Origin of the sequence: Vibrio sp. 661 (assembly GCF_033339315.1) — a bacterium.
Taxonomy (GTDB): domain Bacteria; phylum Pseudomonadota; class Gammaproteobacteria; order Enterobacterales; family Vibrionaceae; genus Vibrio; species Vibrio alginolyticus.
In genome coordinates, this window is the sequence record NZ_JAWOUJ010000001.1 from 371981 (window position 1) to 389280 (window position 17300).

Annotated in this window: 14 protein-coding genes; 11 read left to right on the forward strand and 3 right to left on the reverse strand. The window is 45.3% G+C overall.

Annotated elements, in window-relative coordinates; genetic code table 11:
* Positions 1-135 precede the first annotated feature (135 nt).
* The 8 genes from R7P69_RS01695 to R7P69_RS01730 all read left to right on the forward strand — a co-directional run bounded on the left by R7P69_RS01695 (position 136) and on the right by R7P69_RS01730 (position 8905).
* Positions 136-1329, forward strand: coding sequence for a glycine C-acetyltransferase (locus R7P69_RS01695; protein ID WP_005375095.1), 1194 nt, complete (start codon positions 136-138; stop codon positions 1327-1329).
* 44 nt (positions 1330-1373) lie between these two features.
* Positions 1374-2405, forward strand: coding sequence for an L-threonine 3-dehydrogenase (gene tdh, locus R7P69_RS01700; RefSeq protein WP_005383983.1), 1032 nt, complete (start codon positions 1374-1376; stop codon positions 2403-2405).
* A gap of 389 nt (positions 2406-2794) precedes the next feature.
* Positions 2795-3340 carry a spore coat U domain-containing protein gene (locus tag R7P69_RS01705; protein WP_005375099.1) on the forward strand — a complete coding sequence of 182 codons (546 nt, stop codon included), beginning with the start codon at positions 2795-2797 and terminating at the stop codon, positions 3338-3340.
* 39 nt (positions 3341-3379) lie between these two features.
* Positions 3380-3877, forward strand: a complete 498-nt coding sequence (locus R7P69_RS01710; RefSeq protein ID WP_017820521.1) for a spore coat U domain-containing protein — start codon at positions 3380-3382, stop codon at positions 3875-3877.
* 20 nt (positions 3878-3897) lie between these two features.
* Positions 3898-4653 (forward strand): molecular chaperone, encoded by a 756-nt coding sequence (locus tag R7P69_RS01715; RefSeq protein WP_238952486.1) that lies wholly within the window; start codon positions 3898-3900, stop codon positions 4651-4653.
* The gene (locus R7P69_RS01720) at positions 4653-7079 is read left to right on the forward strand and encodes a fimbria/pilus outer membrane usher protein (RefSeq protein ID WP_373921163.1); all 2427 of its coding nucleotides are present in this window, start codon (positions 4653-4655) and stop codon (positions 7077-7079) included. Before R7P69_RS01715 ends, R7P69_RS01720 begins: the two co-directional genes overlap by 1 nt.
* Positions 7076-8044 carry a spore coat U domain-containing protein gene (locus tag R7P69_RS01725; protein WP_170889973.1) on the forward strand — a complete coding sequence of 323 codons (969 nt, stop codon included), beginning with the start codon at positions 7076-7078 and terminating at the stop codon, positions 8042-8044. The genes R7P69_RS01720 and R7P69_RS01725 overlap by 4 nt, the downstream gene beginning before the upstream one ends.
* 141 nt (positions 8045-8185) lie before the next feature.
* On the forward strand, positions 8186-8905 hold the full coding sequence (locus tag R7P69_RS01730) for a carbonic anhydrase (RefSeq protein WP_238952795.1): 720 nt from the start codon (positions 8186-8188) through the stop codon (positions 8903-8905).
* Between the two features lie 72 nt (positions 8906-8977).
* On the opposite strand, the gene R7P69_RS01735 is transcribed toward R7P69_RS01730, so the two are convergent.
* Positions 8978-10081, reverse strand: coding sequence for a mechanosensitive ion channel family protein (locus R7P69_RS01735; RefSeq protein ID WP_005375107.1), 1104 nt, complete (start codon positions 10079-10081; stop codon positions 8978-8980).
* Between the two features lie 301 nt (positions 10082-10382).
* On the opposite strand from R7P69_RS01735, the gene R7P69_RS01740 reads away from it, so the two are divergent.
* A complete protein-coding gene (locus tag R7P69_RS01740; protein ID WP_005375109.1) occupies positions 10383-10730 on the forward strand; it encodes a helix-turn-helix domain-containing protein in 348 nt (115 codons plus the stop codon).
* Positions 10731-10820: 90 nt separating this feature from the next.
* On the opposite strand, the gene lldD is transcribed toward R7P69_RS01740, so the two are convergent.
* Together lldD and R7P69_RS01750 are read right to left on the reverse strand one after the other, a co-directional pair.
* Positions 10821-11960 (reverse strand): FMN-dependent L-lactate dehydrogenase LldD, encoded by a 1140-nt coding sequence (gene lldD, locus R7P69_RS01745; protein ID WP_005383962.1) that lies wholly within the window; start codon positions 11958-11960, stop codon positions 10821-10823.
* Between the two features lie 315 nt (positions 11961-12275).
* Entirely contained in the window at positions 12276-13967 is a 1692-nt protein-coding gene (locus R7P69_RS01750; RefSeq protein ID WP_005375111.1) for an L-lactate permease, read from the reverse strand.
* 162 nt (positions 13968-14129) lie between these two features.
* Between R7P69_RS01750 and R7P69_RS01755 the strand changes: the two genes are divergently transcribed.
* Both R7P69_RS01755 and R7P69_RS01760 read left to right on the forward strand, forming a co-directional pair.
* Positions 14130-15029 (forward strand): LysR family transcriptional regulator, encoded by a 900-nt coding sequence (locus R7P69_RS01755; protein WP_005375112.1) that lies wholly within the window; start codon positions 14130-14132, stop codon positions 15027-15029.
* A 120-nt stretch (positions 15030-15149) separates the two neighbouring features.
* Positions 15150-17183, forward strand: coding sequence for a prolyl oligopeptidase family serine peptidase (locus R7P69_RS01760; protein ID WP_104980148.1), 2034 nt, complete (start codon positions 15150-15152; stop codon positions 17181-17183).
* The last annotated feature ends 117 nt before the right edge of the window (positions 17184-17300 follow it).

Below are 17300 nucleotides of genomic sequence, written 5' to 3' on the forward strand. Positions count from 1 at the left end.
GTATAATCCTTCCTCCTTCCTTGAATTACACTACAATTAATTGATGAGTGATAGCCCGTGACGCCCGTCACATAAAGGCTAAGCCTAATTCTAAACGAGTAAATACTCGCCAAAATAACTAGGAAGGAATTTCAAATGTCTTCTGCATTCTACCAACAGATTCAGCAGCAAATCGAAGAAGTAAAGGCGGAAGGCCTTTACAAATCAGAGCGTGTCATTACGTCTCAACAGCAAGCGGCTGTTAAAATCTCTACTGGTGAAGAAGTACTAAACTTCTGTGCGAACAACTACCTTGGTCTTGCTAACCACCCGGCACTTATCGAAGCGGGTAAAGCAGGCATGGACGAGCACGGCTTTGGTATGGCTTCAGTACGTTTTATCTGTGGTACGCAAGACATCCACAAAGAGCTTGAGCAGAAGCTTTCTAAGTTCCTAGGTAAAGAAGATACGATTCTTTACACATCATGTTTCGACGCAAACGCGGGCCTATTTGAAACTATTCTAGGCAAAGAAGACGCAATCATCTCTGACGCTTTAAACCACGCGTCAATCATCGACGGTGTTCGTCTATGTAAAGCAATGCGTTTCCGCTACTCAAACAACAACATGGAAGAGCTAGAGCAACAACTGATCGCTGCGAAAGAAGCAGGTGCTCGCCACATTCTTATCGTAACGGACGGTGTGTTCTCAATGGACGGCGTAGTAGCAAACCTTCCGGCTATCTGTGACCTAGCAGAGAAGTACGGCGCGTTGACTATGGTTGATGACTCTCACGCTGTTGGCTTCATGGGCAAAACAGGTGCAGGTACGCACGAGCACCACAACGTAGTTGACCGTATCGACATCATCACTGGTACGCTAGGCAAAGCAATGGGCGGCGCTTCAGGCGGTTACACATCTGGTAAAGCGGAAGTGATTGACTGGCTACGTCAGCGTTCTCGTCCATACCTATTCTCTAACTCTGTTGCACCAGCAATCGTAAGCGCTTCTATCCGCGTTCTAGATCTACTAGAAGAGAGCGGTGACCTACGTGATCGTCTATGGGAAAACGCAGCACACTTCCGTACTCGTATGGAAGACGCTGGTTTCACAATGGGTGGTGCTGACCACGCAATCATTCCGATCATGCTTGGTGACGCAAAAGTAGCAGCAGAATTCGCAGAGCGTGCGCTGGAGAAAGGCATCTACGTAATCGGCTTCTCATTCCCTGTAGTACCAAAAGGTCAAGCACGTATCCGTACTCAAATGTCTGCGGCGCACTCTCGCGAGCAGCTAGACCGTGCAATCGACGCGTTCATCCAAGTTGGTAAGGACATGGGTCTTATTTAAGATTCTAGGCCTTAGACAATAGGGCCTTTAATTAAGGTTACATTATGAAAATTAAAGCATTATCAAAGCTAAAGCCTGAAGAAGGCATCTGGATGACTGAGGTTGATAAACCAGAAGTTGGCCATAACGACATTCTGATCAAAATTAAGAAAACCGCTATCTGTGGTACAGACGTACACATCTACAACTGGGACGAATGGTCACAAAAGACAATTCCAGTGCCTATGGTTGTTGGTCACGAATACGTGGGTGAAGTGGTTGCGATTGGTCAGGAAGTTCGTGGCTTTGAAATCGGTGACCGCGTATCTGGCGAAGGTCACATCACGTGTGGTCACTGTCGTAACTGTCGTGGCGGCCGTACTCACCTATGTCGCAACACGATTGGTGTGGGCGTTAACCGTGAAGGTGCATTCGCTGAATACCTAGTGATCCCAGCGTTCAACGCGTTCAAGATCCCTGAAGGCATCTCTGACGATCTAGCGTCTATCTTTGACCCGTTTGGTAACGCAGTACACACAGCACTTTCTTTCGACCTAGTAGGCGAAGACGTGCTTATCACAGGTGCTGGCCCAATCGGTATCATGGCAGCTGCAGTAGCAAAACACGTTGGTGCTCGCCACGTAGTGATCACAGACGTGAACGAATACCGTCTAGAACTTGCTCGTAAGATGGGTGTAACACGCGCAGTAAACGTGGCTGAAGAGAAGCTAGAAGACGTAATGGCTGAGCTAGGCATGACAGAAGGCTTCGACGTTGGTCTAGAAATGTCTGGTAACCCAGCAGCATTCAACTCAATGCTAACCACAATGAACCACGGTGGTCGCATTGCACTACTAGGTATTCCACCGTCAGACATGGGTATCGACTGGAACCAAGTTATCTTCAAAGGCTTGGTGATCAAAGGTATCTACGGTCGCGAAATGTTCGAAACTTGGTACAAGATGGCTTCACTGATCCAATCTGGTCTGGATCTATCGCCAATCATCACGCACCACTACAAGATTGATGACTTCCAAGAAGGCTTCGATGTAATGCGCAGCGGTATGTCAGGCAAAGTTATTCTTGATTGGGAATAACTTATTCAAGTAAGAAATGCGCTCCTTTTTGGGGCGCATTTTTGTTTCATGAAGATTCTTGTTTCGGGAAGAAATGGTCGCCAATCTTTTCTAAACTTCTCGTGTCGTTCTGCTACTTTTTTTAGATTTTTTCCACTCAACTTCACCCTACCTTCTAACTCATTGTCGATTCTGTATTTGGAACAAGATAATAACCATTTGTTTTTAGTGGTTATTTTTTAGCATTACATGCTTAAAAATCGTCACTTTTAAGTTTAATATTTTTATTTGCTGTTCGTCTTTATCCTTATCCTGCTTCTTTTTATTGTTTTACATTTTATATGCATTTGGTTTGTCATAATTGAGCTATAACTAATAAAAAGGTTACCGATATACAGTGGAATGTAAAAATGGAGCTTTATATGAAAAGATTTTATCTGATGATGCCTCTGCTCTTAACCTCATTTAGTTGGCAAGCGAGTGGAGCGTCAGTGAGCGGTACGATTGATGTTTCAATTAACCTTGTACAAGGTTGTGTGATTAATGGAAACAATGCGGTAGATGCAGCTTCTGGCGTTGGCTTTGGCTCACTCGCCTTTGGAGACGTGCCTGCAATCTTCAGTGAACAAGATGGTGTGGTAAATGGTGGTAGTGCTACGGGTATTGAAGTGCTTTGTAGTAACGGTGTGACACCGACGTTTACATTGGGCACCGGATTGTATGATGCAAGTGCGACCGTTGGTACCTACGCGATGTCAAATGGCGCGCAATTTATTGATTATACGTTGTTTACCGACTCAGACCGAAGCACACAAATTATACAAGGCGGGACGGTAGCTCTGTCTGAATTTACTAGTGCAACATCGCAAACTATTGAGCTTTTTGCGAAAGCTTACGGTACGAGCAGCATTGCCGGCACATACTCCGATACCATCAGTGTGACGCTAAGCTGGTAAAACGTGACGCTGGTTGTTAGGGGCTTTTCACTTGTCGCGATGAGTTTGTGCTCTTTAACTGTGCTGGCTGATGCGACACAAACTTTTCAGGTGTCTGCCACCGTAGATACAGGTTGTTTGATTAACGGCGCAGTACAAGAAGAAAGCGCAACCCAAGCTGGGCAAATAGGCACGTTAGATTTTGGTGAGCATTCTTCAGTTTACGCGACGGAAGTACAAGGCAGCATCACTTACAGTTCATCACTCACATTAAGTTGTACTCCGGGTATTACGATGAATGTTTCCGTAAATGGCGGGATGAATGCATCGGACGGTGTACGTAAGCTAAAGCACAGTGAAGAAGCGACAACGGTAGATTACTTTTTGTTTCAGGATCTAAATTATACGCAGGTGCTTGATATTGACACGCAATATTCCGTCGATACCGACCAAGACCCAGATAATATTCAGTTTCCTATCTGGGCAAAGGCGACAATAAATGGGAATGAAATGGCTGGAATTTATATGGATACGCTGACGCTGACATTAGAGTGGTAAGTGAACTTTGGAGGGGTGAAATGGAATTCATACTCAAAAAACTATTATTAATAACCTTCCTTTTTGTTTTTTTCTCAAATGCCAATGCTAACTCATTATTAATTTGGCCGATTTACCCCAAAATATCAGAGGAGAGTAATGCAACATCACTTTGGATGGTAAATAAAGGCAGTGTTGATTCTTATTTACAGGTGAGAATTTTTAAGTGGGAACAAAACGAAGGAGAAGATAGTTATTCAAATCAAAGCCAGTTAATTGCAACCCCTCCGTTTGTCAAAATTGAACCAGGTGAAAAGCAGTTAATCCGCATCATCAACCAAGATGAGGCCTCTGCGGGTAAGGAGTATGCATACCGAGTGATCATAGATGAATTACCGCCAACTCAAAACCCTCAAACAGAATTGACGGAAAATGAACTCGCTGTAAAAGTCCGAATGCGTTACTCGATACCTTTGTTTATTTACGGGAAAGGGCTGACTGATACTCAAAAACCAAACCGTGACAGTGAATTATGGGATGATTTACAGGCACAGTTTATTAAGAAAAATAATCAGCGTTTTGTTCACATTAAAAATTCAGGAAAACACCATGTTCGCTTAGTGAATTTACAGTTGAATCTACCAAATAAAGATCCTGTCGTTATTTCCGATGGACTAGCTGGCTATATTCTTCCTGAACAGTATAAGGTTTGGTCTATTCCCCATAGTAATGTCAGACCCTTGAGTTTGAGCGCGAATATTGGAGGTAAACGTTACCAAATACCATTGAAGCAATAATGAATAGATTTAATACAATGAATGCTTTCTTTTGGTTGGTATTACTTAGCGTAACGTGGAGCAGTATTGGTCTTTGTGCAAATTCAGCAAACCACTTCTCTGAGCTACCGAGTCCTGAAAATTTCTCATTAGAAAAGTTTGAGAATATTAGCCTCAATCTGGAGTTGGTGATCAATCAAAGAGCAACCGGGCTTGTTGCGAAAGTTGAGCGAGTTGGCGATCAGTTCTTTTTGCTCCGGGAGGACCTCATTTCAGTTGGGGTTACCGCCAAGTCGTTGCCTGGAACCGAAGAGAGACTTGAGGTTACGTCTATCCCAGGTGTTAACGTGCGTTACTTGCAATCGTCATTGCAACTCGCAATTGACGTACCGCCTAATTGGTTACCGATGCAGAATTTATCAGCGCAGGATATGGGGCGATTTTCCCCGGCTCAGTTTGGGCGTGGTGGCCTGCTTAACTACAACGTATTTGGTGTGTACGAGAACGAAAGCCGACAAAAGGAGGTTTCTATAAATCATGAAGTCAGAGCCTTTTCTGAGTTTGGCGTTTTTTCTACTACCGGGATATTTAAATCTAACTTTCATCGCGATGTTCAGTCCCAGCAAAGCAGCCAGTACACTCGTTTTGATACGAGTTACGAGTACGTCAATCAAGAGAAGCGAATTCGTATGGAGGTAGGGGACTATATTGTTCGCCCTTTATCTTGGAGCCAACCAGTAAGACTGGCGGGTATTCAGTTGTCGCATGATTTCTCTATGCGTCCGGATGTCGTGACGACGCCGTTACCTGCATTTTACGGTGAAGTCACAGCGCCCACTACGTTAGATTTGTTTATCAATGGCTTTAAAACTGACTCAATGAATGTTGGTCCCGGTCCTTTCATTATTAACGATATTCCAATGCTCTCTGGTGCTGGGGAAGCAACGGTAATTGCAACGGATGCTCAGGGTAAGCAAACGGTCATGACCAGCCCATTTTTTCTCTCTTCCGATCTACTCAAGACCGGATTTACATCTTACAGTGCGAGTATTGGTGCGATCAGAGAAAATTTCGGTAATGCATCTAACGACTATGGAGACGGTGGCGTGGTTACCGCTCTGCGTCATGGCATGACTGATTGGTTAACATTAGAAGCTCAAGCTGAAGCAAAAGATGACCTGATCGTTGCGGGGCTGGGCTTTGTCACCAATGCTTTCAACTTGGGTACGGTGGATGCCTCGTTTCGTGTGAGTAATTTTCAGGATCAATCTACCTCATATGCGCTAGGTTATAGTTATCAGTCTCGGCTGTTTAGCTTCGCTGCTCGAACTCAAGTAGAACAAGCCGACTTTTATACCTTATCTCATTTACCAAATTATGAAATGCTCGATGAAGGCAAGGACGCTTCACTCGCGTCGCGCCATCTATCACAAATCAATATGGGAGTCCGTTTGGGAGATTGGGGCTCACTTTCTGGTGGGTACTTTGATATTCAACAATCCGACTCAGATTCACGTACCCTAAACCTTACTTATAGCTACGCTCTGCCTTTTAATATCAATATGTCCCTTTCTTACAACCATAGTATTGGTGGTCAGAGTGTTACGTTGGCGCAATTCTCTCTACCTTTCAGTTCTTTGGGGGGAAGTTCGGGGCTAACGCTGAAAAGAGAGGACGATGGCGATGTGCGAGGGCGAGTGGGTTACAGCCGCCTTGCGCCAATACGAGGTGGATGGGGCGTCAATTTAGCGCATGATATTAACGAACACCCAGAAAACCGTAAACAGGCCGATTTGACCTACCGTGCGTCATGGGCGCAGTTCAGAGCGGGGTTAAATGGCACCAGTGGCGACTATGATTATTTTGCGGAAATGGCAGGTTCAGTCTCTACGTTGGATGGAGAAATATTCCCAGCGAATGAAGTGTATGACAGCTTTGCGGTAGTGAGCACCAGTGGTTTTGAAGGTATTCCGGTTAAATATGAGAATCAAATTGTCGGAGTGACAGACGATGAAGGTTACCTACTTGTTCCTTGGGCTACGGCGTATTACACCGCCAAATATGAAATCGATCCACTTAATTTACCAGCCAATGCTGCGTTTTCTGCGACAGAGCAGTTTGCTTCGATACATTCGGGCTACGGCTACCTGTTAGAGTTCCCAATAGAGCTACAAATTGCACTGAGCATGACGGTGGTAGACGAAAATCATTTGTTCCTTCCGATTGGTACATATGGCCGCTCAGAAACGGGCTTAACAAGCCAAATTGGTTGGGATGGTTTTACCTACTTTGAAGGCGTTGACCCAGGCCGCTACATTCAGTTTTATCCTCAAGGACAGCCGCCATGTAAAGTGTTTATTGAGGGGTTGTATCAGCGTGAGAGTCAAAAAATACAAACATTGCCTGAGCAGGTTTGTATCAAAGCCGAAGAAGAGGGCGCACTATGATTTTGCGCCGCTGGCTTGCTAGCCTACTTCTCTTTTTCTCGTTCTCGACAATGGCTTGTCAGCTCACGGCGGCAACACCTTTAATCTTGTTTGGCAATGTTTCTTCGTTTACTGTTTCAAGCTCTCAGCAGCAAAGCTCAGCTCAGCCTCATGCGGGGATTACGTGTGACTTTTCTACACTTGTGTCTTTGTTAAGTGGCGACTACGTATCAGCAACGTTTAACAGCATAAATAATGGTTTGCTATTAAATGAGGATGATCCGAGTTCGGAGCTCAGCTATCAGATTTTTGGCGATCCAGGTCTTTCACAAGAGTATGTATTCGGCCAAACTTACAATTTTTTTGAAATCGGGTTACTCGATTTACTCGGGTTGTTTGGCACTCAAGCTGAGTTTCCGCTTTATGCTCGGACGGGAGTGGGTAGTAATCTTTCCGCTGGGACTTATAAAGACCAAATCACCGTATCCTGGATTTGGGATTACTGTAAGGGGATCGGGGTTCTAGGGGTATGCATTGGCCGCACCAATGGCAGCGCTCAAAGCGTGATTACGGTTGAGTTGGAAGTGACCCCTGATTGTATGATCACGGCGCCAGATATTGATTTTGGTTCGTCCCCATTAGTGGCCGGTTTTGAGCCAGTCAGTCAGGTTATATCGTTAACTTGTACCAAGAATAGTTCCTTCTCCATTGGCTTGAATGACGGCCTAAATGCGTCCGGCGGTCAGCGGCGAATGATTTTTAGTGGTCACTATTTGGAGTATGAAATCTATAAGTCATCAACGATGGAGCGCTGGGGAGGCACCAGTTCTGAACGTCGTGAACACAGTGACGTCGATACTGGCGGCTCCATTCCGGATGGTATCACGCCACAGAATTATAATTATCGCGCGCAGATACTAACCAGCCAAACGACCCCTCCTGCTGGTACTTACACCGACTCAATAATCGTTGACGTTCAATTTTGAGCATCATGTCAATTACATCATTAGAGGCTTCTATTCCAAAAATCTTTTGTAATCATAGTTTTCACTCTGTCACTGCTTAATTTTGTGAGATTAGTATGGCTTTATTCTCACGGAATTTAACTTTCAGAAATAAGGAAAATGATGAAGAAGTCACTAACAACATTAGGTTTGGCACTGGTATTTACAGGAACAGCTTATGCAGCAAGCTGGGGCTACGAGGGAAACCATGGGCCAGCTCATTGGGGTGAGTTTGCATCTGAGTGCGCGAAAGGTCAAAACCAGAGCCCAATCAACATTGAATCGGCGACCGAAGCGAAGCTAGAAAAATTGAATTTCGACTACGAAGGTAAGGCAATTTCACTGCTGAACAACGGTCACACTTTACAGATTGGTTTAGAAGGCAAAAACACACTCACCATTGATGGTAAAGAGTTTACGTTGAAACAGTTCCACTTCCATACGCCATCTGAAAACCATGTGGACGGTAAAGAATACCCACTAGAAGTACACTTTGTGCATGCCGACAAAGTAGGTCATCTAGCTGTTGTCGCGGTGTTCTTTAAACTGGGTGGCGCGAACCCAGATCTAGCTAAGATGCTAGCTAACATTCCAACTAAAGATCAAGATGTTACCATCAAGGTTCCATTTGATGCGGATGCCCTTATCCCAAGTGATAAAGACTACTACCGCTTTAACGGCTCACTAACGACACCACCATGCTCTGAAGGTGTGCGTTGGTTGATGATGAAAGAAGCACAAACTATTTCTCCTGAGCAGATAAAATCTTTTTCGGAAGTCATGGGGAAAAACAATCGCCCAATCCAACCGCTGAATGCACGTATGGTGTTAACGCAACAATAACCACTTCATGCGAAGAAAAATAAAAAGCCCGCTTAAACACAGCGGGCTTGATTATTTGGGTATTGGTGAGAACTAGAAGCCGTGATCTTCTTGCTCTTCCGCTTTTACCATTTGTATAGGATCAAGCTTAAGCGTCTGAGTAGGGAACGCGATATCTGCATCGTGTTCTTTAATGATGTTGATTACCTTAAGCAGTATGTCCTGCTTAACCTCATGGTATCTCACCCAATTCACGGTTTTAGTAAAGGTATAGATAAAGAAGTGCAACGATGATGGACCGAATGTATCGAAGTTGACGATAAGTGTTTGGCGTGCATCAATGTCTTTGTGATTTTTCAGCATTTCTTTTACCGCGGTGATAATTTGCGGCATTTTTTCTGCATCGTCGTAACGAAGTCCAATTTTTTCGTAGATGCGTCGGTTCAGCATGCGAGATGGGTTTTCTACGACAATGCTGCTAAACACTGAGTTTGGCACATACAGTGGACGCTTATCGAAAGTTCGGATAATGGTCATACGCCAGCCAATGCGTTCTACCGTCCCCTCTATTTGTCGGTCTGGAGAACGGATCCAATCGCCAACTTTAAATGGACGATCGAAGTAGATCATAAGACCTCCAAAAAAGTTAGACAGCAAATCCTTCGCCGCTAAACCGACGATCAAACCACCAACACCACCGAAGGTAAGTAGGCCCGATAGTGACAGACCAAATGCCTGCATTACGGTTAGAATTCCGACGGTAATAAAGAACAGGCGCGCGACCTTAGCTATCGCTTGTACTGTTGTTTCATCTCGGTTCTTTTGTTCGAGAACATGCTCTTCAACATTGGTAATGAGCCGCATAACGGTCCATACGAAGATGCTGATGATTAAAATCAGTTTCAGCGTACTTAACCAGTTTATTTTATCGTTGAGCTCGCTCTCTAATATGATGCCGATAGAGACGGTTGCTGGCCAACACCAAATGAGTGTACTGACTGGCGCTTTTAGCGCATCAAGCAACATGTCATCCCAGTGGAAGGGTGTTTTCTCTACGAGCGCAGCGAGGCGAGAGCGGATCAGCCGCCAAGCTATCCAAGCTATAAAGCTAGCGAGCGTAATGAAAAGGACGCTCCCACTCCAATTTTGATGAGACGTTTCAATGTAGCTTTGTAATTCGGTAAACCACTGTGGCATATGTAACTTATTTCTAGTGAACCATGGAAGGAAAGGTAGCAGATATTACTCCTTCACCCCAGTGATTTCCTTTAAATCATTTACTTATGTCTAAACCGTCCGAGATGGACTTTTCCTTCCGATGACAAGAGAGTCACCTCAATGTTCTGTTGAGCGACCGCTTCATGCATGTTCAGAGGTACGCTACCAATGATTGAGGGTTGATATTTGGACGATCAATTATAACTTCTCTGACTTATCGCTAACATTTATCTTAAGTAAGTGTGAGAGTGTATTGGCTCTTGAATTAGCGGAGGCAGATATGGAATTTACAGAGCTGGATCGAAACGCGCTCTACGACATCTGGATGTCACAAAAAGCCAAAATGCACATCACTCAAATGGAAATGGCGAAGCGCCTTGGTTTGAGTCTACACGAGTTTTCTGGCTTGTTACGTGGTAATTCTCCACTGACGCTAGGTTTTGTAAAACAGCTATGCGAGCAGCTACATGTACGTCCTGGTCAGGTGATTCCGTCTTTGACGGAGCGTGATCTATCTGCATCTGGTACCGTTTATTTACAAAATCGTGTGACGGTGGATGGCGATATCAGTAACGTGTTCATCGACGGAAACCAAGTCGTGATCGAGTACGTTCACCAAGTTAGCTAGCTTGCTCGTCAAATTATCGGGTTGAAGAGCAATAAAAAACGAGCCACTGTTGGCTCGTTTTTTCGTTTCTGTTTTGCTCGCTTGCAAAGATTATGGGATTTTCACTAGCGAATCGCGTGAAAGATCCGCGATAGACTTAGCGCCAGTCAGCGTCATTGCTACACGCATTTCTTTATCGTACAGATCCAGTAGATTTTCAACGCCTGCTCCGCCTTGTGCTGCCAATGCGTATACAAATGAACGGCCAAGAAGCGTACAGTCTGCACCAAGTGCGAGCATACGAACGACATCAAGACCAGTACGAATACCAGAGTCTACGAAGATCTTAAGATCACCTTTTACCGCATCCGCAATGCTTGGTAGTGCTTTAGCACTTGAAAGTACGCCATCTAACTGACGGCCACCATGGTTAGATACCACAATGCCATCTGCGCCGAAACGTACCGCATCTTTCGCGTCTTCTTCATCTAGAATGCCTTTGATAACCATTGGGCCATCCCAAAAATCACGAATCCACTCAAGATCTTTCCAGGAGATAGAAGGGTCGAAGTTTGCGCCTAACCAGCCGATGTAATCTTCTAGCTTTGTTGGTTCGCCACGATAAGTTGAGATGTTACCTAAGTCGTGCGGTTTACCAAGTAGACCCACATCCAGCGCCCAGCTTGGGTGGCGCATCGCCTGGAATACACGACGCATGGCCGCGTTAGGACCACTCATACCTGAGTGCATGTCACGGTAACGTGCGCCAGGAACTGGCATATCAACGGTAAACACCAGCGTTGTTACGCCTGCTGCTTTTGCACGCTCAAGTACGTTTTTCATAAAGCCACGGTCTTTAAGCACGTAAAGCTGGAACCACATTGGACGTTCAATTGCAGGTGCGACTTCTTCAATCGGACAAACTGAAACAGTCGACATAGTAAATGGGATGCCTTTTTTCTCGGCTGCTTTTGCTGCTTGCACCTCGCCTCGGCGCGCGTACATACCAGTTAGACCAACAGGAGCTAGCGCGATTGGCATTGCCAGTTTCTCACCGAAGATCTCGGTTTCGAGGCTCAAATCTGTCATATCGCGTAGGACGCGTTGGCGAAGAGCGACATCACCTAAATCGTCAGTATTACGCTTCAGCGTGCGTTCGTCGTATGAGCCGCCATCAATATAATGGAATAGAAACGGGGGAAGCTTGGCTTTCGCGGCAGCGCGGTAGTCAGTAGAAGCTGAGATAATCATAATGGTGTCCTAGCGGTTATTCTAAGCAAAGTTGTGGAGCAATTTGCTCTTTCGTTGAGTCTTCATCGCAAAGCAGTGAAGACATCAAAATGAGTATAGTTACCTATGGTTCACTTACGTTTGAATCGGTGATGTTGGTAACCCATTTACATAATTGGTTGAAAAATTTTATTAAATCACTCAATCAGTTATGCAAACTGGAAAGGGTGACACAGCTGTCGGGGGAATTGATGTAGCAAGCTAAATCAACATGTCGGGGTAGTAGTGCAGACAGCTGTGTCAAATTAGGCAGGGCTGTAAACCCTGCATTTCGCGTTACTTCATTAAGACATCTGTCATTTGGAAGCCATAAATCAGCACCAATCCAATAATGCCTGTCATTACAATGTAGTAGAACGTAGGGATAATCGTCTTACGCAATGTTGCGCCTTCTCGACCAAGCAAACCTACCGTGGCTGATGCGGCAACAACGTTGTGAATCGCAATCATGTTACCTGCGGCAGCACCGACGGCTTGGAGTGATACAACAATCACGCTCGAAATAGACAACGTTTGTGCCACTTCGAATTGGAACTGGCTGAACATCATATTTGATACCGTGTTTGAGCCAGCGATGAACGCACCCAGTGCACCAACGGTGGCACTCAGCGCTGGGAACGCAGAACCAACAAGGTCAGAGGCGAAGTTTGCGGTTGTGACGGGCATACTTGCTAGGTCAGCACCGTTGATGCCTGAGTTGATAAAGATACGAACCATCGGAATGGTAAATACCAAGACAAAACCCGCCCCAATCAGTGTTTTGCTTGACTCGCCAAATGCTTCACGCAATGGCTTTACGCTGCCGCTTTGTAACATTGCAGCAAGTAGTGCGACAAACACCAGAATGCCACCAGGAAGGTATAACGGCTGAATCGCAGCGCTAACGCCAGTCTCACCAAGAATGTTGCTGAACGACAAACTTACGCTTTGTACAAAGCCTTTCAGTTCTGGGCTTACGCGGCTTGCGACGAGAATAACTGCCAGCATTACATATGGAACCCAAGCTTTTACGATGCTCATTGGCTTGCCCGGATTGTCGTTTAGATCGACTTTTAGCGAACCTAACCACTCTGCAGGCCATTTGTCTTCGCTTTCGAAATCCCACTTAGTCTTTGGTACTAAGAAGCCTTTTTTCGCTGCGGTAACAACGATAGACAGACCAACCAAACCACCGATAAGTGAAGGGAACTCTGCGCCCAAGAATACGCCGGTTAACGCGTATGGAACGGTGAAAGAGACACCAGCGAATAACGCAAATGGTAGAATATCCAGGCCTTCACTCCAGCTTCTGTTCTTGCCGAAGAAACGTGTTAACATCATCGCCATTAATACCGGGATCATCGTACCTACGACTGCGTGAATGACAGCAACGTGCGCTGTGATATCTTGCAGGTACATTTCCCACGTTGCACCTTGTGCGGCCAACGACTCACTGATGTTATGGGTGTCTAAACCTTTGTTTACACCTACGATGATAGGCGTGCCTACCGCGCCGAATGAAACAGGCGTAGACTGAATCATCATGCCCATTAGGACAGCGGCTAGCGCAGGGAAGCCGATTGCAACCAGCAGTGGTGCAGCGATTGCTGCCGGGGTACCGAACCCAGATGCGCCTTCAATGAACGAGCCAAAGCACCAAGCAATGATGATGGCTTGTACACGGCGGTCAGCCGAAATATCGGTAAATCCATTACGGATTGTGGTGATCGCTCCAGTGTGTTTTAAAGTGTTGAGCAAGAAGATGGCACCAAACACGATCCATAGAACAGAGACAGTAATGCCGAGTCCTTGGAATACGGAAGCCAGTACGCGATTGGCTGACATATCCCAAAACATAAGTGCGATAGCGACGGTTAGACCGAACGCAACAGGCATGGCTTTTTTAGCAGGCCAGTTGAGACCAACCAATAAGATGGCGGCAACAACAATTGGCGAAAATGCCACTAGGGCAAGTAGGGTTTCACTCATTTGTACATCCTTCGTACGCTGACTTCTCGAACGGTGTCAATCCGCTGTAGAGGTGACTTTTTGTTGTAATGGTTTTGTTAATTTGGCGTGAATTTACTCCTTTATTTTTTGTTGATATAGGGAAATAATGAAAATAATTAATTCCAAAAGTGACATAATGGTATGAGAGCAGACGACTTAATCCTATTTTCTCAAGTAATCGAACTTGGCAGCTTTAGTAAGGTTGCAGAGGCAAATAACCTTACAAATTCGGTAGTTAGCAAAAGAATGGCGAGGTTGGAGGAAGAAATAGGGGCTCAGCTATTATATCGAACAACGCGCAAATTAACCTTGACCGAGGCAGGTAAGGTGTTACTCCACAGTGCTAAAAATGTGAAGCAGGCCACTCAGGAAGCTATGGATGCTGTTGCAGGCTTTGGAGAGAATGTGAGCGGTCATATAAAAATGTCCGTGCCGTGTATCTCTGGAGATTTGATACTTGCTGATGCTGTTGCCGAATTTTGTAACCTTCATCCGGGTCTGACCGTGGACATGTCATTGGATAATCGCTTTGTCGATTTAGTGGCTGATGGTTACGATTTAGTCATTCGAACTGGCTACTTAGCCGACTCTAGTTTGATCGCACGACATATTCTCGATTCCCAATGGGTGGTATGCGCGTCACCTTCTTATATTGCGAAAAATGGGAAACCGATCGAGCCGATTGATCTCACCACGCACAATTGTCTGCAATACGCTTACCAAACCACAGGTGCAACGGATTGGGAGTTTAAAGGAGAAGATGGCAATTACATCGTCAAAGTATCGGGCTGCTTTTCTACTGATAACGCGACCGCATTACGTAAAGCCGCTCTGGGCGGCCATGGTATTGCTTACGTCCCGCGCTGTTTGGTGTATCACGATATTCGTAATGGTCAACTGGTGGATATTTTTCCTGAATTAGTAGGTAAAAAGTTGGGTATCTACGCGGTGTATCCGTTTACTCGTCAACCACCGAACAAAGTGAAGCTGCTTATTGAGCACATTCGTGACCGATACTTAACGATATCTCATTATTTCTAGGTTCTTCATAGATTTAAAACAATGTCGTTGAAATCAAAATAGGGTGCTCTAAGGTAATCACCGCAATAAAACGATTGAAGATAAACAACTTAATAAAAACAACGGAGTAACACGGACGTTATGCATTACCCAAAAACACGTAAAGATTCTGTCGTGGACACTTATTTTGGTCACGACATTACCGACCCTTATCGCTGGTTAGAAGATGATCGCAGTGAAGAAACCGCTCAATGGGTTTCGGGTCAAAATTCGGTCACCTTCGATTTCCTTGGTCAGATACCGTACCGCCAACAAATCCGTGACTTAGTGGCGAAGAGTCAAAACTACGAAAAATATTCCCAGCCATTTGTTCGTGGTGACTACACCTACTTCTACAAAAACGACGGTTTGCAAAACCAAAGCGTATTGTATCGACGTAAAGGCGAGGGAGAAGCCGAGGTTTTCCTTGATCCAAATACTTTCTCCGAAGAGGGCACGACCTCTCTTGGCGAAGTCAGCTTCTCTAAAGACTACCGTTTGGTCGCGTATTCCATCTCGGAAGGGGGCAGTGATTGGCGTAAGATCTTTGTCATTGATACGGAAACCAAAGAACAGCTAGAGCCTGAGATTGTTGATGCGAAGTTTACGTCGATTTCTTGGCTGGGCAGCAAAGGCTTCTATTACTCAAGCTACGATAAGCCGCAAGGCAGCGAGTTGTCTGCTCGAACTGAGCATCACAAGCTTTATTATCATGAACTTGGTACACCTCAATCTGAAGATAAAGTGATTTTCGGTGAGTTGGATACGCAAGTTCATCGTTATGTGTCTGGTACGACGACGACAGATGATCGCTTCCTCATTATCTCTGGCGCAGAATCTACATCGGGTAATCGTCTGTTTTATATTGATTTACAGTCTGAGTTACAGGCAATTGTGACGCTGCGCGAGACAACGCAAGGAGACACCTACTTAATTGATAGCCAAGACGCAACCTTGCTGCTTTACACCAACCTAGACGCGCCGAATGGCAAAGTTGTCAGCTACAACACTCAGACAGAACAATGGGCTGACGTGATTGCTGAACAAGAACAGCCGTTAGAAATCAGCAAAGGTGGCGGTTATCTGTTTACGACTTATATGGTAGATGTGCTTTCTAAAGTGCAGCAGTTTAACTACCAAGGTGAGTGGATTCGAGATGTACAATTGCCGGGAGAAGGCACGGCTTATGGTCTGGCGGGTAAAAAAGAAGAAACCACACTTTATTACACATTCACTAACTACGTGACGCCTCCGACGATTTTCTCATTTGATGTCGAATCTGGTGAATCGACACTGTTTCAGGAATCAAAGGCACCGTTCGATCGTAATGAGTATGAATCAAAACAGGTGTTTTACACCTCAAAAGACGGCACGCAAGTTCCGATGATCATCTCATACAAGAAGGGCATTGCACTTGATGGTAGAGCACCAACCATGTTGTATGGTTACGGCGGTTTTAACATCAGCCTTACTCCAATGTTTTCTGGCAATGTAGCCAACTGGCTAGAGTTGGGGGGTATATATGCTGTCGCCAACATGCGAGGCGGCGGTGAATACGGTAAAGCCTGGCACAACGCAGGCACTCAGCAGCAAAAGCAAAACGTGTTTGATGACTTTATTGCGGCGGCGGAATACCTGATTGAAAACGACTACACTAGCTCGGATCGCCTAGCGATTCGCGGTGGTTCTAATGGTGGTTTGTTAGTTGGAGCGTGTATGACGCAACGCCCTGAACTATTCAAAGTCGCGCTGCCTGCGGTTGGCGTGCTTGATATGCTGCGTTATCACACGTTTACTTCTGGAGAAGGCTGGAAGTATGACTATGGCACGTCGGAGCAAAGTGAAGCGATGTTCCAATACTTGCTTGGTTACTCTCCTGTTCACAATGTAAAAGAAGGCGTGCAATATCCTGCTACCTTGGTGACAACTGCTGATCACGACGACCGAGTTGTGCCAGCACATTCGTACAAATTTATTGCGGAGCTGCAAGACAAACAGCAAGGCGCTAATCCAGTATTGATACGCATTGATGTTAATGCCGGTCATGGTGCAGGAATGCCGCTGAGTAAGCAAATTGACCTCACCACAGACGTGTATGCATTTACGTTACATAATATGGGTATTGAGTCGATTTAATGCCCTAGTTGTTAGAAACTTCTGAGAATAAAAAAATGCCGCGACAGTGTCGCGGCATTTTTCATGGTTGGGGGAACTCAATTCATACTGTTTGCCAGTATTTGAGCCAGGTTGACT